Source organism: Buchananella sp. 14KM1171 (genome assembly GCF_041380365.1).
Taxonomy (GTDB): domain Bacteria; phylum Actinomycetota; class Actinomycetes; order Actinomycetales; family Actinomycetaceae; genus Buchananella; species Buchananella felis.
Map to the genome: position 1 here is coordinate 2,011,050 of NZ_CP159981.1, position 19,470 is coordinate 2,030,519.

Genomic DNA, 19,470 nt, shown 5'->3' on the forward strand with positions numbered 1-19,470 from the left:
CCGCCCATCGCCCGTCTAGGGCGGTGGGCGGTCGCCTTGTTGGCCTGTTGCGTGGCGGTGGGCGGCTGCCTTGAGGGCCCGCTGTGAGACCGCGATTGGTCGGCTTGAGGGCCCGCCACCGGGCGGCGTCGCGGTCAGCCGTCCCGCCACTGAAAGTGCAGCCCGGCCTATCCTGGCCGTAACCCCGCGCGGGCAAAGAAAAAACCTCCCGGCTGGGCCAGGAGGCTTCGGTGCGCCATCAGGGACTCGAACCCCGAACCCGCTGATTAAGAGTCAGCTGCTCTGCCAATTGAGCTAATGGCGCGTCCAGACTCTCGTCTGGTGGTGCGCCATCAGGGACTCGAACCCCGAACCCGCTGATTAAGAGTCAGCTGCTCTGCCAATTGAGCTAATGGCGCGTTGTGCCGCTTGGCACGAAAAGGAATGTTACACGTCCGCGCCGCCAATGCAAAACTGACTCCGAGTGAGCATGCCAACACTGCGCGTTGTAGCGTAGGGGCCGTTGAGTCGCGCCCCCTAGTGCGGGCGGGCGCGGTCGCGGCGGAGAGGAGAGCTTGCCGTGCCCAAGCGTTTTGCCCCAGGTAGCGATGCGAAGGAGCGTGCCGCCGGCAGTCGGCCGGAGAACGCTGGCGCCACCTGTTGTAGTTCCGCGTCCGCCGACGTTCCGCCCGCCGCCCCCTCCGCTCTCTCGGAGCGCCGCCAGGCCGCCGCAGCCAGGGCTGGCGGGGCGGGACTGGGCTACTCCATCTTGCTGATCGTTGTGGCTCTGGTGGGCCTGGTGGCCTCCGTGGAGCTGGTCTTGAGCGAGATCCGCTACTACGCGGAGCCCAACGCCCACCTGATCTGCGACATCAACCCCCTGGTGGGGTGCTCCTCCTCCCTGGTCAGCGAGCAGGCCCACCTCCTCTTTGGCATCCCCAACTCCGTGGTGGGAACCGCCTTCTACGGTGGCCTGCTGGGCTTGGGGCTTGCGCTGCTGTGTGGCGGCAGGCTGCCTCGCCTGGTCTGGTGGGGGCTGAGCCTGGCCGCGCTGGTCTCGGCGGTCTTCGTCGTTTTCTTTGCGCACGCCTCCATCACGCAGTTCCAGGCCCTGTGCCCCTGGTGCTCCCTGATCTGGCTGGTCAGCGTCCCCTTCGTGGTGCACACCTGGGCTCGCGCGGCGGAGCGCGGCTTTCTGCCGCTTTCCGAGGGCGCAGCCCACTTCCTGGTGGCAAACCGCTGGCTGCTCACCGCCGCCCTGTACGGCCTGCTGTTGGCCGCCGTGGGTGTGGGCCTGGCAGACCGCATCGCCCTGGTCCTCTAAGCCTCGCCGCAGGCGCGGACGCCACCGGCGCTAGCGGCCAGCGGTGCGCCTGCACTGGCGCCCACTCCCACACCACCATCGCCACTGGCGCTAGCGGCCAGCGGCTCGACCCCACTGACAGCAGCGGCCGGCCGCGCGCCGCCGGCCTAGTCCGCGACGAACTGTCCCCAGCCGGCCTCGCGCAGCGCCGCGCGCAGCTTGTCCATCGCTGCGGTGATCTCCTGCGCGGGCGTGTCAGGCCGGGACTTAGCCAGGTTCAGCTGCCCCTCCTCCCACAGTGGCACCACGTGCAGGTGCAGGTGGGGAACCTCGAACCCTGCCACCACAACGCCTGCGCGCACGCAGCCCAGCCCGCTCTCCTGGGCGCGGCCAATCCGGGCGGCCACGGCACTCAGGTGGGCAAGGAGGGCGTCGTCGGCCGCAGAAAACCGCTCGACCTCCTCAATCGGCACAACCAGTACGTGCCCGTCGGTCACCGGGGCGATGGTCGCAAAGGCCACGCACAACTCGTCCCGCCAAACGAACTGGCCGGGAATCTCTCCGTTGATGATCTTGGTAAAAACGGTGCTCACTCTCACAGCATCTCACCCCGGCCCACCAGGCGGCCAGCCCCCGGGCCCACTTGCCCGCTGGCCTAGAATTGGCCGGGTTGACAGGAGGAAACAAATGACTGCTACGGAGAGCACTCCCGCCTTCCGCTACACCGCCGAACTGGCCGGGCGCATCGAGGAGCGCTGGCAGAACGAGTGGGACCAGCGCGGCACCTTCAACGCGGACAACCCGGTTGGTTCGCTGGCCGGCCCGCTGGCGCAGCTCAAGCCGTTCTTCCTGCTGGACATGTTCCCCTACCCCTCCGGCAAGGGCCTGCACGTGGGCCACCCGCTGGGCTACATCGCCACGGACACGATCGCGCGCTTCCACCGCATGAAGGGCGAGAACGTGCTCTACACGATGGGCTACGACGCCTTCGGCCTGCCCGCAGAGCAGTACGCCGTCCAGACCGGCACGCACCCGCGCATCACCACGGAAGAAAACGTGGACAACATGCGCCGCCAGCTGCGCCGCATGGGCCTGTCCCACGACCGGCGCCGCTCCCTGTCCACCACCGATGTGGACTACGTGCGTTGGACCCAGTGGATCTTCACCCAGGTGTTCAACTCCTGGTTCGACCCGAACGCCACCGCCCCCGACGGTTCTCGCGGTGCCGCCCGCCCTGTCGCCGAGCTGCGGCAGAAGCTGGCCAGCGGCGAGGTGCCCACCCCCGGCGGGGTGGCGTGGGATCAGCTCGGCACGGTGGAGCAGGCCCAGGTGGTTGACTCCATGCGACTGGCCTACGTCTCTGAGGCACCCGTGAACTGGTGCCCCGGCCTGGGCACCGTGCTGGCCAACGAGGAGGTCACCGCCGAGGGCCGCTCCGAGCGCGGCAACTTCCCGGTCTTCAAGCGCAACCTGCGCCAGTGGATGATGCGCATCACCGCCTACGGCGAGCGCCTGGAGGCGGACCTGGACAAGATCGACTGGCCGGAGAAGGTGCGCACCATGCAGCGCAACTGGATCGGCCGCTCCGAGGGCGCCAACGTGGTGTTCGCCGTGCCGGGCGCGCAGGAGGCCGGCGCCAGCCAGGAGCGCCTGGAGGTCTACACCACGCGCTCTGACACGCTCTTTGGTGCCACCTTCATGGTGGTTGCCCCCGAGCACCCGATCCTGGGCGGCACCTTTGGGGGAGAGGCGGACGACGCTGCCGCGCTGACCGTTCCGAACCAGTGGCCGGACGGTACGCGCGCCGCCTGGACGGGTGGATTTGCTGACCCGCGCGAGGCCGTGGCCGCCTACCGGGCGCAGGCCGCCGCTAAGTCCGAGCTGGAGCGCACCGCAGAGGACCGCGAGAAGACCGGCGTTTTCACCGGCTTCTTCGGCGCCAACCCCGCCAACGGCAAGCCCGTGCCGGTGTTCGTGGCCGACTACGTGCTGTGGGGCTACGGCACCGGCGCGATCATGGCGGTGCCGGCTCACGATCAGCGTGACTGGGAGTTCGCCCGGGCCTTCGACCTGGAGGTGGTGCGCACGATTGGCGCGCCGGAGGACCCATACGGTCACGACCTGACCGAGAGCGCCTACACCGGCGATGGCGTGGCCGTGGACTCCGCCAACGACGAGGTGGACCTGAACGGCAAGTCCAAGGAGGAAGCAAAGGCGGTCATGACCGCCTGGTTGGAGTCCAAGGGCGCGGGGCGCGCTGCGGTCACCTACCGCCTGCGCGACTGGCTGTTTAGCCGCCAGCGTTACTGGGGCGAGCCCTTCCCGATCGTGTGGGACGAGGACGGTGTGGCCCACTCCGTGCCGGAGGACCAGCTGCCGGTGGAGCTGCCGGAGATCACCGACTACTCGCCGCGCACCTACGACCCGGAGGCGGCCGACACCTCCCCGGAGGCGCCGCTGGGCCGCGCCGAGGAGTGGGTGAACGTCACCCTGGACCTGGGTGACGGGCCGCGCCGCTACCGCCGCGAGACCAACACGATGCCGCAGTGGGCCGGCTCCTGCTGGTACGAGATGCGCTACACCGACCCCGCCAACGACGACGCCTTCGCGGCGGCCGCCAATCTGGACTACTGGATGGGCCCGCGCGAGGGCAAGGAGTGCGGCGGCACCGACCTGTACGTGGGCGGGGTGGAGCACGCGGTGCTGCACCTGCTCTACGCGCGCTTCTGGCAAAAGGTGCTCTTTGACCTGGGGCACGTGCCGGACTGCGAGCCCTACCACCGCCTGTTCAACCAGGGCTACATCCAGGCCTACGCCTACACCGACTCGCGTGGCCAGTACGTGCCGGCAAGCGAGGTGGAGGGCGATGAGACCACCGGCTTCACCTGGCAGGGCCAGGCCGTTAAGCGCGAGTACGGCAAGATGGGTAAGTCCCTGAAGAACATCGTCACCCCGGACGCGATGTGCGAGGAGTACGGCGCGGACACCTTCCGCCTGTACGAGATGTCGATGGGGCCGCTGGACCAGTCCCGCCCGTGGGAGACGCGCGCTGTGGTGGGTTCCTTCCGCTTCCTGCAGCGCCTGTGGCGCAACCTGGTGGACGAGGAGACCGGCGAGCTGACCGTGGCGGACGAGGCTGCGGACACCGCCACGACCCGCCTGCTGCACCAGACCATCAAGGGGGTGCGGGAGGACTTCGAGGAGATGCGGATGAACACCGCCATCGCCAAGATGATCGTGCTCAACAACCACCTGGTCAGCCTGCCGGCCGTGCCGCGCGAGGTGGCCGAGGCGCTGGTTTTGATGGTCTCCCCGTTTGCCCCGCACGTCGCCGAGGAGCTGTGGGAGAAGCTGGGGCACGGCCAGTCGCTGGCCCGCGAGCCCTTCCCGCAGCACGTGGAGGAGCTGTGCGTGGAAGACACGGTCACCTGCGTGGTGCAGGTGTCCGGTAAGGTGCGCGCCCGCCTGGAGGTCAGCCCCTCCGTCACCGATCAGGAGCTCACTGAGGCTGCCCTGGCTCACGAGGCGGTGTCTAAGTTCCTGGGTGGGGTGGAGCCCCGAAAGATCATCGTGCGGGCACCCAAGTTGATTAACATTGTGCCCGGCGCCTGATAGGGCGAAATCGCAGGCGCGGCCGCTGCCCCCTTCTTGGGGGTGGCGGCCGCGCCCCGCATAGAGGAGTAAAGCCATGGCGCTGCGCGGAAACTGGGAGCACGAGACCTGGATTTTGAAGGACCGGGGTGTGCGCCTGGAGGTGGCCGCGCGGGGCGCGGTGGTGCTCTCTTGGAGGGTGCCCTCCCAGGACGGGACCCGCGAGCTGATCGACGGCTATTTGGACGACGCTGACCTGGCCGAAGGCCACGGCGCCCGCTCCGCGCTACTTGCCCCCTGGTCCAACCGGATCGAGGGTGGCCGCTACGAGTTCGACGGCCGCACCTACCAGCTTCCCACCGGCGCCGACGGGCACGCCCTGCACGGACTGGTCACCGGCGTCGACTTCGAGCTGGCGGAGTCCGGGCCCGACTTCCTGACCTTTGCCACCCGGATCGAGCCGAGCGAGGGCTACCCCTTCACCGTGGGGGTGCGCGCCACCTACCGGCTGGAGTACACCGGCGACGAGCACCCCTGCCTGTGCCTGGAGCTGGAGGCCACCAACGAGGGGGAAAGCGATGCCCCCATCGGGCTGGGCTGGCACCCCTACTTCAAGCTGGCCCCCGTGGACCAGATGAGCATGTCCATCCTGGCCCGCAGCGGCGTGGAGGTGGACGACGGCCTGATCCCGCTGCCCGGCGCGCAGGCGTTCGCCACCGCCAGCCGCTTCCCGCTCTGCCTGCACACCCTGGAGGACGTGGAGCTGGACGACGCCGTCACCGAGCTGGAGGTCACCCCCGCTGGCGTGAACGGCGTGGTGCGGGTGCTGGGCGGCCCGCAGCTGGTGGTGGAAACCGACCTGCCGGTACAGAAGCTGGGCCAGGGCATCTTGCACTTCTACACGGGAGACACGCTCAACAGCCGTCAGCGCGACTCCATCGCGGTGGAGCCCTGCCAGTTCATGACCAACGCCTTCAACCGCCCCGAGGTGGCCGACGCGCTGCGCGTGGCACCGGGGCAGTCCACCAAGCTGCGCGCCCGCTTCATCTTCCAGGACCCGCCGCGTCTGGGCATTTAGCCGCAAGGGCCCCCTGACCGCCCGGGGAGCCGGCCGCCGCCGGGCAGCTCGCTAGCGGCGCCGGGTGCCGAACAGCGAGCGGGTGACCTCCCGCCCCAGCTGCGTGCCCACCGAACGCAGGAAGCTCTTCATGGCGCCCCCGCCGGCCTGCTCCAGCTGCGAGGGACGGGCGGTGCGGCGAGCCGGTGCGGCCGCAGTGGCGCGCTGCGCCTTGGCCGCCTCCTTCTCCTCGGCCTGCGCCAGCGCGGCGGCCTCCCGCTCCTGCGCCAACTCCTCGGTGCGGCGCTCCATCTGTTCGTAGGCGGAAACGTCGTCCACCGTCTTGGCGTACTTCACCGCCAACGTAGAGGCCGCCAGCGTGGAGGCAACCACCTGGTCGGTGGCCGGCCCCATCACGGCGGCCGGGGCGAACAGGCGGGTGGGCGCCACCGGGGTGGGGCTACCGCGCTCGCTGAGCACCGTCACCACGGCCTCGCCCGTGCCCAGCGAGGGCAGCAGCGTGGCCAGGTCCAGCGGGGAAGTGGGGAAGGTAGAGACCGTCTCCTTCAGCTTCTTCGCGTCGGCCGGGGTGAAGGCACGCAGGGCGTGCTGCACGCGCGCACCCAACTGGGCGAGCACCTCCGCAGGCACGTCGCTGGGCGTCTGGGTGACAAAGAAGATGCCCACCCCCTTGGAGCGGATCAGCCGCACGGTCTGGATCACCTGAGACAGGAACTCCTTGGAAGCGCCGTTGAACAGCAGGTGGGCCTCGTCAAAGAAGAACACCAGGCGCGGCTTGGGCTGGTCGCCCACCTCCGGCAGCGTGGAAAACAGCTCAGCCAGCAGCCACATCACGAAGGTGGTGAACAGGGCGGGCCGCTCGGTCACCTTGGGCAGCTCCAGCGCGGAAATCACGCCGCGACCGTCCAGGGCGGTGCGCAGCAGGTCGGCGGCGTCGAAGGCCGGCTCGCCGAAGAACACGTCCGCGCCCTGCGCCTGCAGCGCCGCCAGCTCGCGCAGGATCACCCCGGCGGTGGCAGCGGAGATCCCGCCGATCTGGCGTAGTTCTTCCTTCCCGTCCGGGCCGGTGAGGAAGGAGATGACCGCGCGCAGGTCCTTCAGATCGTCTAGCTCCAGTCCCTGGGCGTCGGCCCAGTGGAAGATCAGGGACAGGGAGGACTCCTGGGTGTCGTTCAGGCCCAGCACCTTGGCCAACAGCAGCGGGCCAAAGTCAGTAACGCGGGCGCGAATCGGGGTGCCCACGCCCTCGCCGCCCAGCGAGAACAACTCCACCGGGAAGGCGCGCGGCTGCCAGTCCTGGCCCAGCGCGGCCGTGCGGGCCAGCAGCTTCTCAGAGGGCTGGCCCGGGCTGGACAGGCCGGTCAGGTCACCCTTGATGTCGGTCAGGAACACCGAGACCCCGGCGGATGACAACCCCTCCGCTAGCAGCTGCAGGGTGCGGGTCTTGCCCGTACCGGTGGCGCCCGCGATCAGGCCGTGCCGGTTCAGCATCGCCAGCGGCAGGCCGATCGGGACGCTTGCCACTGGTGTGCCCTCCTCAAGGAAGGCACCGATGGGCAGCACGTTGTCCTGCGGGTAGCCGGACTGCACCTTGGCGGCGTAGTCCGAAAGCGGCTGCGGGGCGGCCGCAGGCACGGCCGTTGGGGTCGGCTGCGTTGGGGTCGGCTGCGCTGGGGCCGGCTGCGCTGGGGCCGGGGACTCTGCGATGGCCACCGGCTCTGAGGCGGGCGCAGGCGGAAACGGGGCGGCCACGGGCTCTGAGAGGGGCGCGGCGGCAGCGTCGTCCACCTGGGCGGCCTGGGCGGGCAGCGGCTGCGTGGAGGGGGCGGCGGGTGAGGCGTCGTCCACCTGGGCGGGACCACCGGCGGCGGCCAGGGCGGCCTCCAAGGCGGCCTGCTTGGCGGCGGCCTCGGCGCGTTTTGCCTCCGCCTCCGCAGCCAGCGCCTCGGCGCGCAGGCGGGCAATAGTGGCGGCGTCCATCACAGAGTCACTCATGGAAAAAGAGTCTAGATTGCGCGGGTAAGTAGCGGGGCGGCATGTACGGTAAGGGGCGTGGGACGAGTAGCCGTTTTGACCGATTCCACCGCCGGGCTGGACGCGCAGCAGGCGGAGCGATGGGGCGTTGGGGTAATCCCGCTGGCGGTGCTCAACAGCGAGGGTGAACTGGTGGATCCCAGCTCCCAGGCGGTGATAGAGGCCGTGCGCGGCGGGGCCGTCCTGTCCACGTCCCAGCCCGCCCACCAGGATTTCGTGGACGCCTACAGCGCCGCGTTCGACGCCGGTGCCAGCGAGGTGGTGTCCGTGCACATCTCCGGCGGGCTGTCCGGCACCGTGGCCGCAGCGGAGCGCGCCGCCCAGGAGTTCGAGGCCGGCAGGGTGCGCGTGGTGGATTCGCGGACCGTCGGCGGGGCGCTGGGGATGTCCGCGCTCGCGGCGGCCCGGTTGGCGCAGCGCGGCGGCGAGGCCAACCTGGTGCGGGCGGCGGCGCGGGACGTGGCCGCGCGCTCTCGCCTGTTCTTCGCGGTGGACAGCCTGAGCCACCTGCACCGGGGTGGGCGGATCGGGGGCGCGAGCGCGCTGGTCGGTTCGGCCCTCGGGGTGCGCCCCGTCCTGACCGTCTCAGAGGGCAAGATCGCCGTCCAGGAGGTGGTGCGCGGGCGCGGGCGCTCCCTGCGCCACCTGGCCGAGCACCTGGCCAACGCCGCCGGCGCCTCCCGCAAAATCCCGCGCGTTTCCCCCGGCCCTGTGCGCATCTGCCTGCAGCACGTGGACGCGGACGCGGCAGTGACCGAGGTAGAGGAGCGCCTGGCCGCCCTGCTGGAGGGCAGCGACGCCCACGTGGTCGAAATCCTGCACACCGAGTGCGGTCCCGTGCTGGCCGCGCACGCCGGACCGGGCGCGGTGGCCGGTTCCGTGACGCCCGTGCCGCCGGCGGAGGTGGCGCGCTGAGGCTGCGGCAAAGGGCTGCGGCGGTCTAGCGGCGGGTTTCGGGGCGGGCTTGGAGCGGCAAAGGGCTGCGGCGGGCTAGCGGCGGGTTTCGGGGCGGCAGGCCGGGTGGTGTGCTAGGGGCCGGTGGGCGGGTTTGGGGGCCGGTGGCCGGGGCACCCCGGAGGCACGGTGCGGGGCGGGAAGTCAAGCGGGCGTGCGCACGGTGCGGTTGGCAGGCGGCTGCGAGCAGCTGTGGGCGGCCGATTTTCCACAGGAGAGCCTGCGGGGCGCCGCCGTGTAGCTTTGCGCCGCCGGGGTAGGAGGCGGATGGGCAAGGTGCGTAGCTTGCCGGCATGGAAAACAAACTGGCGGAGCTGAAGGCGCTCGCGATGAAGGCCGCAGCGGTGGAGGAGATCGACGCCCCGCCCCGCCGCAGCCGCCTTTTCCCCACCGCGCGCGCCGCGATCGGGGCGGCGGCCGTGCTGTGCGCCCTCCTGGCCGCCATGTTGGCCTACTTTCGCTGGTTCGCTCCCCAGGTGGACGACGTTGCCCTAGCGGCCCCCGCCAAGAGCTCGGCCGGTCTGGAAACCGCCGGAGAGAAGGAAGACACGCCGGGTGGGGCACGGGCCAGCGCGGACGCTGCGGAGACGACTGCGCAGACGGCTGCACAGAGGGCAGCCGGGGAGGCTGCGGGTGGGGAAGGGACCAGCGCGGGCGCTGCGGAGACGGCGGCTGCGCAGACGGGCGCGGGGGAGCGCGCGCGGGAGGTGTTGGCGGTGCACGTGGCGGGCGCGGTGGCCTCGCCCGGGGTGTACTCCCTGCCGGTGGGCGCGCGCGTGGTGGACGCGATCGCGGCGGCCGGCGGCGCCCTGCCAGAGGCCGACCCCAACGCCGTCAACCTGGCCCGCTTCCTGCGCGACGGCGAACGGGTGGTGGTGCCCAGGCCCGGCGAGAGCGTGGTCGAACCTGCCGGGCCGGGGGACGCAGACAGCGGCACCGGACCGGGACCGGGCGCGGCCGGCGGTGCTAGCGCGGGCGGTGCTAGCGCGGGCGGCGTGGGCGGTGCGCTGGTCAACATCAACGCGGCCTCGGCGGCGCAGTTGGAGGAACTGCCCGGGATAGGGCCGTCCCTGGCTGGGCGGATAGTCACCCACCGGGAGAAGAACGGCCCGTTTCAGAGTGTGCAGGGCTTGTTGGACGTCCCGGGGATTGGGCCGGCCAAGTTCGAGGCCCTGCGCGAGTTCGTCAGCGTGGACTAGCCACGGGCCGGGGGAGGAGAGATGGCAGGCACAGCGGGGGTGCGCTCCGGCCCGGACCATCGGCTGGCCTACGCCGCCGTAGCGGCCTGGGTGGCCTGCGCGATCACGTGGCTGCTGCCCGCCTGGTGGCCGGCGGTGGTGGCGGCGAGCGCGCTCGCGGCGATCGCTGCCCTGGCGGCGCTGGCGCCCAGGCCGCGCGGCAGGCACGTGTTGGCGGGTCCGCGTGTGGCGGCGGCGGTGCTGCTGGGGGCGTGCGCCGCGCTGCTCGGCGCCGTGCACACCCACCTGGTTTCGGCGGCGGAGGGGGTCCACCCGCTGGTGGGAAGCGGCGCGCAGGGGCGGGTCTTCACGCTGGAGGGCAGCGTGTGCGCATGGCCCGCGCCCACCAAGTTCGGGTGGCGGGTGGAGGTCTGCCTGGAACGCCTCCAGTCCGGGGCGCCAGCGGGGGCGGGTGCGAGCCCAGATAGGGGGAGCCGGGCACGAACAGGCGTGCGTCTGGGGGAGGTGCAACGCGAGAGCACAGGAGCCGGCCCCGCTCGCCTGGCGGGCGGCGCCTCCTGGACCCCGGTGGGCGGGCGGGTAGAGGTGCGCGCCACCGATTCGGTGTGGAGCGAGCTTTCTCTGGGGCAGCGAATCAGGTTTTCCGGCACCACCAAGGAGGTGGGGCGACACGAGCGCGCCCTGGTGCGCCTAAAGGCCCGGCGGCCCCCGATCAGCTTGGATTCTCCCGCTGCGGTGGAGTGGCGTCAGCAAGCCAGCGCGGCGGTGCGTTCCAGGGCGAGCTCCCCGCTGGTGGCTGGACTGGGCTGGGGGCAGCGCACCGACCTGCCTGCCCAGCTGACAGCGCAGATGCGCGCCACCTCTCTCACCCACCTCACGGCGGTCTCCGGCGCCCACCTGGCGATAGTGGTGGGCCTGGTGGCGGCGCTGGCGGGTGGACCCAGGTGGCTGCGCCTGGCGCTGACGGGGCTGTGCGCGGCCGGGTTCGTCTGGCTGGTGGGGCCCAGCGCCTCGGTGGTGCGCAGCGCCACGATGGTGGCGATCGCTTTAGCGGGGCTGGCACTCAACCGGGCGGTTACCACCGCCGGAGCACTCTGGCTCACGGCCACCGTCATGCTCCTAGCCGACCCGCACAACGCCCTGGACTACTCGTTCGTGCTCTCCTTCCTGGCCACAGCGGGGATAGTCCTGCTCGCGCCCCGCCTGGCCCGCCGATTGTCGCGCCGCCTGCCGCGCTGGCTCGCCCTGGCCCTGGCGGTGCCGGTGGCCGCCCAGGCGGCGACCCTGCCGGTGACGGTCCTGCTAAACTCGGCCCTGCCGCTGTACTCCGTCCCGGCCAACCTGCTAGCCGGGATCGCGGTGGGTCCGGCCACGGTGGCTGCCCTGCTCGCCCTGGCTGCCGGCGAGGCGTGGTGGGGCGTTCCCGCCCTTTGGTTGGCCGACGTTCTCTCCGCCTGGATCGCGGCCGTGGCCGCCTTCTTTGCCGGCCTGCCCGGCGCCAACCTGCCGTGGGTAAGCGGGCCGGTTGGAGCGGCGCTCTCCGCCGCCGCGTTGTTGCTTGCCTTCGCTGGGGTCGCAGTGGCCGGCTCGCGACGAGGCAAAGCCTGGCGCAGCCGGATCGGGCGTGCCTGGGGCGACCGCCGCGAGGGGCGGGAAGCGTGCGGGGGAGGCGGGAGGAACGTCGGGCACCAGGCGCTGACCTGGCGCGAGCGACGGGTCAGCGGGAGGGCCATGCGCGGCCGGGCCGGGTCTAGCCGCGCTGTGGCGTGGGCATGGTGGGGGCTGGCGCTCCTCGTCCTACTGGTCGGCGCGTTGGCGTGGTGGCGGTGGGCGCCCGGCCCGGGGCTGGGCGGGCACTGGGAGGTCTACCAGTGCGACGTGGGGCAGGGCTCCGCAGCCCTGGTGCGCACCGAGTCGGGCGGCGCGGTGCTGCTGGACACCGGGCCGGCCGACGGGGAGGTGGACCGGTGCATCGCGCAGGCCGGCGTGACCCGAATCGACCTGCTGGTCATCTCCCACCTGCACGCAGACCACATAGACGGCCTGCCCACCGTGCTGGCCACCGTGCCGGTGGGGCAGGCACTGCTGGGGCCCGGGGTGGTGCCGCAGGCCACGCACGCCCGCGTCATTGCGCAGCTGGAGGCGGCGGGGGTGCCCCACCGCGTGCCGGAAGTGGGGGAGCAGGGCGAGCTGCCCGGCGGGGTGAGGTGGCGGGTGCTGGGGCCATCGGCGGGACTGGCGCGGGCCAGCCGGCTCACAGAGGAAGGGATGAACAACACCTCCCTGGTGGTGGGAATCGAGCGGGCGGGACTGGATGTGCTGGTGCCCGGGGACGCGGAGGAAGCCTCCCAACGCGAGCTGGCAGTTGCGAGCTCGGCGTTGTCGCCCGCCGACTCCACCTGGGAGGTAGTGCTGGTACCCCACCACGGCTCGGCCAACTGGGACGCCGCCCTGCCCGCAGCGGTGCGCGCGCCGGTGGCACTCATCAGCGTGGGAGCCGAAAACACATACGGGCACCCCGCCCCGCGAGTGGAGAGCGCTTACCGGCAGTGGGGGCGCGTCTACCGCACCGACCGGTGCGGCCCCATCGCGCTCGCGGCCAGGCGAAACGGGGACGGCCAGGTGGCGGGGCTGCGGGTGGAGGCACGCTGCCGAGGCGGGTGAGGTGGTGCGTGTGTGCGGCGGTGGCGCCCCGCTGCGCCGGGCGGGGGCGCGGCAACGTCGTCCCTCTGCGCCGGGCAGGTGGGCGCGGCAGCGTCGTCCCTCTGCGCCGGGTGGTGGGCGCGGCAACGTCGTCCCGCTGCGCCGGGCGGTGGGCGCGGCAACGTCGTCCACGGGCAGCCAGAGGGGCGGGTCAACAAATGTGGGTGGCGCGTGGCAAGGTATAGGCATGTGCGCAGCTAAGAAGACCGCCTCGGTGTCGTGGGAACAGGCCACCTTGGCGCCGGTGGTGCTGATTCGCTGCGGCGAGCCGCTGCTGGCGGACCGGGCGCAGAGTGCGCTGCTGCGCCAGGCGCGCCAGGCCGACCCGCAGGTTGAGGTCACGCAGCTAGATGCGGCCACGTACGAGGTCGGCACGCTGTCCGTGGTCACCAGCCCCTCCCTTTTCGGGGAGCGGCGCCTCATCCTCATCCCGGACCTCGAACTGGCCAGCGACGCGCTGATCGGCGACGCGCTCGCCTACGTGGCCGCGCCCGAGCCGGACGTGTGGCTGGTGGCGCGGCACAACGGCGGCCAGCGCGGCAAGAAGCTGCTGGATGCGATCGCGGCCAGCTACCCGGTAGTGGCGGGAGAGCAGATCAAAAGCCAGCGGGACAAGGCCGCCTTCGTGGAGGCAGACGTGCGGCGGGCCGGCTTCCGCATCGACCCCGACGCGGTGCAGGCGCTGGTGGACGCGCTCGGATCGGACCTGCGGGAGCTGTCGGCTGCGGTGGCGCAGCTGCTGTCTGACGTGAGCGCGTCGGGCGTGCAGACCGTCACCGCCGCGCACGTGTCTCGCTACTATTCCGGCCGCATCGAGGCCACCGGATACAGCGTGGCCGACGCTGCCGTGGCAGGCCGCGCCGCCACCGCGCTCAAACTGCTGCGGCACGCCCTGGCCACCGGGGTGCGGCCGAACATGATCGTCGGTGCGCTCGCGGCCAAGGTGCGCCTGCTGGCCCGGCTGAGCGCGGGGCCGCACGTGAGCGCCCGCGAACTGGGGATGCAGCCGTGGATGGTGGACCGGGCCAAGCGGGAGGCCGCGCAGTGGTCCGAGCCCGGCCTGGCGGCGGCAATCCGGGCCGTGGCGGCCGCCGACGCGGAGGTCAAGGGAGGCGGCAAGGACGGCGAGTACGCGGTCGAACGCGCCATCACCCGCATCTGCGAGGCGCACGGACGGCGCCCCAACCCCGCTCTAAAGCTCAACTACTGAGCGGAATCCTGGGTGCGGAGGGCACCGAGCCTTTTCACTATGTGGAGGCGGGTAACCCAGTCCATGGACGCGCTACCTATCATTCAAGAATGACTTCCCTCTCGAGAAACGAGCGTCTGGACAAACTGTCCTTCAACACGGAGCACCGCCGCCTCTTGGTGGGATCCGGGCTGGGCTGGGCACTGGACGCGATGGATGTTGGACTCATCTCCTTCGTGATGGCGGCCCTGGCGGCCGACTGGGGCCTGACCAAGGACCAGACCGGCCTGATCGCCTCGATCGGAATGGCCGGCATGGCCGTCGGTGCCACCTTCGGTGGCCTGATCGCCGACAAGCTGGGACGCAAGCAGGTATTCGCGCTCTCCCTGCTGATCTTTGGACTGGCCACCGGCGCGTCCGCGCTGGCCACCTCCCTGGGCCTACTGCTGGTGTTCCGCTTCATCGTCGGACTGGGTTTGGGCGCCGAGCTGCCCGTGGCCTCCACCCTGGTCTCCGAGTTCGCCCCCGCCTCTATCCGTGGCCGCGTGATCGTGCTGCTGGAGGCCTTCTGGGCGGTTGGCTGGATCCTGGCCGCGCTGATCGGCTACTACGTGGTGCCAGGCGAGAACGGCTGGCGCTGGGCGTTGGCCATCGGCGCCGTGCCCGCCCTGTATGCGCTCTACGTGCGCCGCAGCGTCCCAGAATCCGTCCGCTTCCTGGAGGAAGCCGGGCGACACGAGGAGGCGGAGGCCTCCGTGCGCCAGTTCGAAGCCGGCCGGCCCCTGCGCGGCGTGCTGGCGGCCCCGGCCTCTGCGGTGGTGGAGCAGGAGCACGTGGGTGCGGCCACCGGCGTGCGCGCGCTGTTCAGCGCGGTGTTCCTCAAGCGGACCGTCGGCCTGTGGGGCGTATGGTTCTTCCTGAACTTCGCCTACTACGGCGCCTTCATCTGGCTGCCCAGCCTCCTCGTGGCCGGCGGGACCAGCCTGACCAAGTCCTTCGCCTACACCCTGGTGATCACCCTGGCCCAGCTGCCCGGCTACGCCGTGGCCGCCTGGCTGATCGAGAAGTGGGGCCGACGCGCCACCCTGGCCACCTTCCTGGCCGGCGCCGGTGCAGGCGCCGTGTTCTTCTCCCAGGCCGGCAGCCCGGTGACGATCGTGGCCGCAGGATGCGTACTGTCCTTCTTCGCGCTGGGTGCGTGGGGTGCCGTCTACGCGGTGACCCCGGAGGTTTACCCGACCGCCATCCGTGCCACCGGTGCCGGCTGGGCCGCTGGCTTTGGGCGCCTGGCCTCCATCGCCGCGCCCATGCTGGTGCCGGTGATGCTGCGCTCGGTGTCCACCAACGTAGTCTTCGGCGTATTCGCCGCAGCCTTCGCACTGGCCACGCTGAGCGCGCTGCTACTGCCAGAGACCAAGGGGCGCGCGCTGGCCTAACCCAAGCAACTCCGCCGGGCTGGCCCGCTAGCCGGGTCGGTCGCGAATCCACTGTGACGGGCGGGGAGACGAGCCTCACGGCGCGTCTCCCCGCCCGCCTGTGTCTGCGCCGCACTTGGCTTGTGTGGGGAGTCGCCGGGGAGTTGTGCCGCCCGCCCGCCTGTGTCTGGGCCGGACTTGGCTTATGTGGGGGTCGCCTGGGAGTTGTGCCGCCCGCCCGGCCACGCAGCTGACGCCCAGCCCGGGTGTTCGGGGGCCGGGGAGCGGGGCTTGGTGGCGAAGCTCGACGTTTGGTGCCCAATCTCGACGTTTGGGGGTGAATCTAGACGTTAGGTGGGGTGGGAACGTCGAGTTGAGAGGGCAAACGTCGAGTTGAGAGGGCGAACGTCTAGTTCCGGTGCGTGTCCACCTCTGGTGAGTTGGTTGGGATGGGGCGGGTCGATGCTGACTAGGGGTTTGGGCTTGCTGGGGCCGGGCTTGGGAGCGACGTTGCGGGACGGGCCCACCTGGGTTGACTGGAGGGATTGGGAGCGGGGCTTGGTGGCGAAGCTCGACGTTTGGTGCCCAATCTCGACGTTTGGGGGTGAATCTAGACGTTAGGTGGGGTGGGAACGTCGAGTTGAGAGGGCGAACGTCGAGTTGAGGAGACGAACGTCGAGTTGAGAGGGCAAACGTCTAGTTCCGGTGCGTGTCCACCTCTGGTGAGTTGGTTGGGGTGGGGCGGGTCGATGCTGACTAGGAGGTTGGACCCGCTGGCGCCAGGCTCGTGAGGCGCTGATTAGAGTTCTCTTAGGAAGGCCAGTAAAATGGCCGTTTGCGGGGCGGAGGCACCGGGCGGCTGGGATGCTGGGGACATGAGTACTTCAATTCGTCCCCTGGTTCCGTTGGCACTCGTTACCCTGCTAGGCCTGGCGGCCTGCAGCTCCCCCTCATCCACCCCCGCTCCCGAGAAGACCGTGGTGGTCACGGTCCCCGCCTCTGAGGCCCCCACCTCAGACGATCAGTCCGGCACCGCCACGCAGGCGGCCCCGGCCACCACCTCCGCGCCCGGTGCGCTCCCGTCCGTCGCGCTGGACGTGCTTCCCCCGGTCGGACTGGCCGCGATGACCACGGCCCTGGCCGCCCAGCCGGGCACCGTTGTTGGCCTGGACGTGGACTCCAGCAACCCCAACGAGTGGGACGTGGAGATCCTCCCGGACGGCGCCACCACCCCCATGGACGTGAAGGTCCGTGACGGCGCGGTGATCAGCAATGTTCCCGACAACGATGACGACGGCCCGCTCTCCCTGCAGGGGGCCACCGTCCCGATTGAGGCGGCCATCCAGACCGCCTTCACCCTGCTGAAGGGCAGCTTTGACTCCGCGGAGCTGGAGATGATCGGCGGCAAGCCCGTGTGGCACGTAGACATCGACGGCCCCACCGGCGATGACGACCAGAAGGTGCAGGTCGACGCCGCTACCGGCCAGGCCATGGTCATCAACGACTAGCCCGGAGGTTTTGCAAACCCAGTCAGGCCCGGGCCTCCTCGTTGAGGAGGCCCGGGCCGTTGCTTTGCGAACGCGCAGCTGTCCCGGGAGCGGGAAGCTGGCTTCTGGAAAAGCGGCGGGGCCGTGGCGCTCAGCGCCACGGCCCCGTACCTGCGGTCTGGATCAGAGACCCGCAACCTGGGTCGCCAGCTTGGACTTGCGGTTGGCGGCCTGGTTCTTGTGGATAACGCCCTTGGAGACGGCCTTGTCCAGCTTGCGGCTAGCAACGCGCAGCGCAGCCTCGGCGGCCTCCTTGTCACCAGCGGCGATGGCCTCGCGGACCTTGCGAACGAAGGTCTTCAGCTCGGACTTCACGGCCTGGTTGCGCAGACGAGACTTCTCGTTGGTCTTGATGCGCTTGATCTTGGACTTAATGTTTGCCACTTGATTTGACTCTCTTACTGGATGGGTCACGGTCGGTGAGGGCAGTGCCGTCTGCGGACTGAGGGCGTGGGGATGCCCCGTGGATTTACAGATGCGGCCGGACCCCAGCCCGACCAGGCTAGAAGTCCAGGCAGGGACTCTACCAGGTATGTCCCGCTAGTTCGAGGGGGTGGGTACGGAGGCACCGGTGCTGTTGCCCACACCAGGCCCGCCGCGACGGCCATCGTGCGACCCGGGCCGTCGGTCATACCGAGCTTGCCATCGTGCAACCTGGGCCAGCGTGCGACCCGGGCCGTCGGTCATACCGAGCCGGCCGTCGCACCCAGGCCGCCCAAGTGGTCTACCGCGCTAGCCCCGCCGCGCACCTCGCCGCCGAAGCGGCCCGCCGCGCCGGCTTCCGAAGTGATCAGTGCAGGCTCGCCACGGCGTGCGCCACGTGCTCGAACGTGGCGCGGTCAAGGCTGGCACCCTCGCGTCGCACGGCTTGCGGGTCGAGCGCGATCACCCGGTCCACGCGCGCCTCGGAGGGGCGGCCCTGCGGGTCCCACGCGCCGGTGCCGACATCCACGTACACCCGGTTGCCGCGCTGCCCGCCGCCGCGCCCGTGGTCCTTGGAGGTCAGCGTGACGACGGCCAGCTGCGAGCCCACCCGCCCCAGCACCAGCACGGGGCGGTCCTTGCCCTGGGTGGGGTCGTCCTCGAAGGGCACCCACGCCCACACCACCTCGCCTGGGTCCGCGTCCCCGTCGCGCTGGGGCGCGTACTGGAAGCGAGGCAGCTGCCTTAACTCACGGACCTGCCCGCCCGGGGAGCCCGTAGCCGCAGGCGCCTGCCCCCGGGCGGGAGCAGGCTTGGGTGCGTCGCCGCTACGAGCTCCGCCGCTACGAGCTTCACCGTTACGCGCCCCGCCGCTGTGGGCGCCGCTACCGCGCGCACCCCCGCCGCCACCGCGAGGGTGAGTCTTGCTGCGGCCGGAGGCTCGCCCAGAATCAGAAGAAAACGCGTCCAGAAGAGCGTCGGCCAATATGCGCAGTACGCGAGAGAGGAAGTTAGCCATCTTGATCCGCCGGGTAGTAGAGGGAAGTGGTGACTGGGGAAGAGGGAGGGCCGCGCGTGTGGGGAGCGGCCCGAGAAAGTAGTGGCGTGGCGACTGTGGGGGTGGGGCGAGCCTGGGAAGGGCGGCGCGCCCAGCAGACGGGAGCCCAGGACCCCAGGAACCCAGGACCCCAGGAACCCAGGACCCCAGGAACCCAGGAAACCAGGAAACCAGAGGAGCCCGGGAATCCTAGGACCCCAGCGGCCTAGAACAGCAGCGAGATCAGCGTGACGAGCGCGCCCAGCGAGGCGACCGGGATGGCCACGACGGACAGCACGGAGTCGCGCGCGGAGCTGGAGGCGCGGGCGCGGGCGGCGTTGACGCGCATGCGGGCGGCCTCTTCGGCGCTGCGGCGGGCCTGCTCGGCGCGCTCCTGGGCGGCGGCGTTGATCGCGGCGACCTCGGAGGCGTCGATCTGCACGGCCTCGATCACTTGGCCGTCGTAGACGGCGGGGTCGTAGTTCTCCTGGCCGTAGGCGTCTGGCTGGGTGGGCTTGGCGGTGCGGGTGGCGCCGGTGTTGATCCACAGGCGCACCGGCGGGATGGCCAGCACGACGGCGAAGACCAGCGGGATCCACGCCCACAGCGTGTCTCCGGTCAGGCCCTTGAGCAGCGCCAGCAGGAAGAAGGCGCCCACGAACAGGAGGGAGAATCCCGCCAGCGCCCGGCCGGTGTAACGCAACGCGAGGGGCAGGCTGGGGGAGGGGTAAGTAGAGGACATGGCCTCATTTTGGCAGTCTTTCCTGTGCGATTGCTGGGGTGAGGGCCGACGTCCCGCCCGTGCCCCCCTGCATCCGGCCCGCGTGTGACCGGGGAGCCTGCCCCCGCCCGTGCCCCCTGCATCCGGCCCGCGTGTGACCGGGGAGCCTGCCCCCGCCCGCGTGCCGAGCGGGCCGGGGACTCGCGTGTGATCAGGCCGCCTCTGCGGCGATGGGGCAGTTTGGGGCGAAGCGTGGGAAGATTGCAGGCAGTCTGTGTCCACTTGTAGGAAGGCCTTA

Annotated in this window: 14 protein-coding genes and 2 tRNA genes; 9 read left to right on the forward strand and 7 right to left on the reverse strand. The window is 70.9% G+C overall.

Going from position 1 to position 19,470, the window contains the following annotated elements; translation table 11 throughout:
- Positions 1-231: 231 nt before the first annotated feature.
- Together ABYF38_RS07765 and ABYF38_RS07770 are read right to left on the reverse strand one after the other, a co-directional pair.
- Positions 232-304 (reverse strand) — tRNA-Lys (locus ABYF38_RS07765).
- An 18-nt stretch (positions 305-322) separates the two neighbouring features.
- Positions 323-398, reverse strand: a tRNA-Lys gene (locus ABYF38_RS07770).
- Between the two features lie 161 nt (positions 399-559).
- On the opposite strand from ABYF38_RS07770, the gene ABYF38_RS07775 reads away from it, so the two are divergent.
- The gene (locus ABYF38_RS07775) at positions 560-1,303 is read left to right on the forward strand and encodes a vitamin K epoxide reductase family protein (protein WP_371151814.1); all 744 of its coding nucleotides are present in this window, start codon (positions 560-562) and stop codon (positions 1,301-1,303) included.
- Positions 1,304-1,449: 146 nt separating this feature from the next.
- Here ABYF38_RS07775 and ABYF38_RS07780 read toward each other — a convergent pair whose 3' ends face one another.
- Positions 1,450-1,875 carry an HIT family protein gene (locus ABYF38_RS07780; protein WP_371151815.1) on the reverse strand — a complete coding sequence of 142 codons (426 nt, stop codon included), beginning with the start codon at positions 1,873-1,875 and terminating at the stop codon, positions 1,450-1,452.
- Positions 1,876-1,969: 94 nt separating this feature from the next.
- Here ABYF38_RS07780 and ABYF38_RS07785 point away from each other — a divergent pair, with 94 nt between their 5' ends.
- Both ABYF38_RS07785 and ABYF38_RS07790 read left to right on the forward strand, forming a co-directional pair.
- Positions 1,970-4,894 (forward strand): leucine--tRNA ligase, encoded by a 2,925-nt coding sequence (locus ABYF38_RS07785; RefSeq protein WP_371151816.1) that lies wholly within the window; start codon positions 1,970-1,972, stop codon positions 4,892-4,894.
- A 76-nt stretch (positions 4,895-4,970) separates the two neighbouring features.
- Positions 4,971-5,951, forward strand: a complete 981-nt coding sequence (locus ABYF38_RS07790; RefSeq protein ID WP_371151817.1) for an aldose 1-epimerase — start codon at positions 4,971-4,973, stop codon at positions 5,949-5,951.
- 51 nt (positions 5,952-6,002) lie between these two features.
- Here ABYF38_RS07790 and ABYF38_RS07795 read toward each other — a convergent pair whose 3' ends face one another.
- Positions 6,003-7,946, reverse strand: a complete 1,944-nt coding sequence (locus tag ABYF38_RS07795; RefSeq protein ID WP_371151818.1) for a helicase HerA-like domain-containing protein — start codon at positions 7,944-7,946, stop codon at positions 6,003-6,005.
- 75 nt (positions 7,947-8,021) lie between these two features.
- On the opposite strand from ABYF38_RS07795, the gene ABYF38_RS07800 reads away from it, so the two are divergent.
- The 6 genes from ABYF38_RS07800 to ABYF38_RS07825 all read left to right on the forward strand — a co-directional run bounded on the left by ABYF38_RS07800 (position 8,022) and on the right by ABYF38_RS07825 (position 16,953).
- Complete coding sequence (locus ABYF38_RS07800) at positions 8,022-8,900, forward strand: DegV family protein (RefSeq protein WP_371151819.1); 879 nt, start codon at positions 8,022-8,024, stop codon at positions 8,898-8,900.
- 332 nt (positions 8,901-9,232) lie between these two features.
- Positions 9,233-10,138: a helix-hairpin-helix domain-containing protein gene (locus ABYF38_RS07805; RefSeq protein WP_371151820.1), complete on the forward strand. Its 906-nt coding sequence runs from the start codon at positions 9,233-9,235 to the stop codon at positions 10,136-10,138.
- A gap of 21 nt (positions 10,139-10,159) precedes the next feature.
- On the forward strand, positions 10,160-12,802 hold the full coding sequence (locus ABYF38_RS07810; RefSeq protein ID WP_371151821.1) for a ComEC/Rec2 family competence protein: 2,643 nt from the start codon (positions 10,160-10,162) through the stop codon (positions 12,800-12,802).
- A 226-nt stretch (positions 12,803-13,028) separates the two neighbouring features.
- Positions 13,029-14,051: a DNA polymerase III subunit delta gene (holA, locus tag ABYF38_RS07815; protein ID WP_371151822.1), complete on the forward strand. Its 1,023-nt coding sequence runs from the start codon at positions 13,029-13,031 to the stop codon at positions 14,049-14,051.
- Between the two features lie 89 nt (positions 14,052-14,140).
- The gene (locus ABYF38_RS07820) at positions 14,141-15,466 is read left to right on the forward strand and encodes an MFS transporter (protein ID WP_371151823.1); all 1,326 of its coding nucleotides are present in this window, start codon (positions 14,141-14,143) and stop codon (positions 15,464-15,466) included.
- 854 nt (positions 15,467-16,320) lie between these two features.
- Positions 16,321-16,953 (forward strand): PepSY domain-containing protein, encoded by a 633-nt coding sequence (locus ABYF38_RS07825; protein WP_371151824.1) that lies wholly within the window; start codon positions 16,321-16,323, stop codon positions 16,951-16,953.
- Between the two features lie 162 nt (positions 16,954-17,115).
- Here ABYF38_RS07825 and rpsT read toward each other — a convergent pair whose 3' ends face one another.
- The 3 genes from rpsT to ABYF38_RS07840 form a co-directional block, all read right to left on the reverse strand.
- Positions 17,116-17,376: a 30S ribosomal protein S20 gene (gene rpsT / locus ABYF38_RS07830; RefSeq protein ID WP_371151825.1), complete on the reverse strand. Its 261-nt coding sequence runs from the start codon at positions 17,374-17,376 to the stop codon at positions 17,116-17,118.
- A gap of 406 nt (positions 17,377-17,782) precedes the next feature.
- Positions 17,783-18,433 (reverse strand): type II toxin-antitoxin system PemK/MazF family toxin, encoded by a 651-nt coding sequence (locus tag ABYF38_RS07835; RefSeq protein ID WP_371151826.1) that lies wholly within the window; start codon positions 18,431-18,433, stop codon positions 17,783-17,785.
- Positions 18,434-18,677: 244 nt separating this feature from the next.
- Positions 18,678-19,193: a hypothetical protein gene (locus ABYF38_RS07840; RefSeq protein WP_371151827.1), complete on the reverse strand. Its 516-nt coding sequence runs from the start codon at positions 19,191-19,193 to the stop codon at positions 18,678-18,680.
- Positions 19,194-19,470 lie beyond the last annotated feature (277 nt).

Coding starts and splice junctions, on each gene's coding strand:
- ABYF38_RS07785 (WP_371151816.1), top strand. CDS start 1,970: ATGACTGCTACGGAGAGCACTCCCGCCTTCCGCTACACCGCCGAACTG.
- ABYF38_RS07790 (WP_371151817.1), top strand. CDS start 4,971: ATGGCGCTGCGCGGAAACTGGGAGCACGAGACCTGGATTTTGAAGGAC.
- ABYF38_RS07795 (WP_371151818.1), bottom strand. CDS start 7,946: ATGAGTGACTCTGTGATGGACGCCGCCACTATTGCCCGCCTGCGCGCC.
- ABYF38_RS07805 (WP_371151820.1), top strand. CDS start 9,233: ATGGAAAACAAACTGGCGGAGCTGAAGGCGCTCGCGATGAAGGCCGCA.
- ABYF38_RS07810 (WP_371151821.1), top strand. CDS start 10,160: ATGGCAGGCACAGCGGGGGTGCGCTCCGGCCCGGACCATCGGCTGGCC.
- holA (WP_371151822.1), top strand. CDS start 13,029: ATGTGCGCAGCTAAGAAGACCGCCTCGGTGTCGTGGGAACAGGCCACC.
- ABYF38_RS07820 (WP_371151823.1), top strand. CDS start 14,141: ATGACTTCCCTCTCGAGAAACGAGCGTCTGGACAAACTGTCCTTCAAC.
- ABYF38_RS07825 (WP_371151824.1), top strand. CDS start 16,321: ATGAGTACTTCAATTCGTCCCCTGGTTCCGTTGGCACTCGTTACCCTG.
- ABYF38_RS07835 (WP_371151826.1), bottom strand. CDS start 18,433: ATGGCTAACTTCCTCTCTCGCGTACTGCGCATATTGGCCGACGCTCTT.
- ABYF38_RS07840 (WP_371151827.1), bottom strand. CDS start 19,193: ATGTCCTCTACTTACCCCTCCCCCAGCCTGCCCCTCGCGTTGCGTTAC.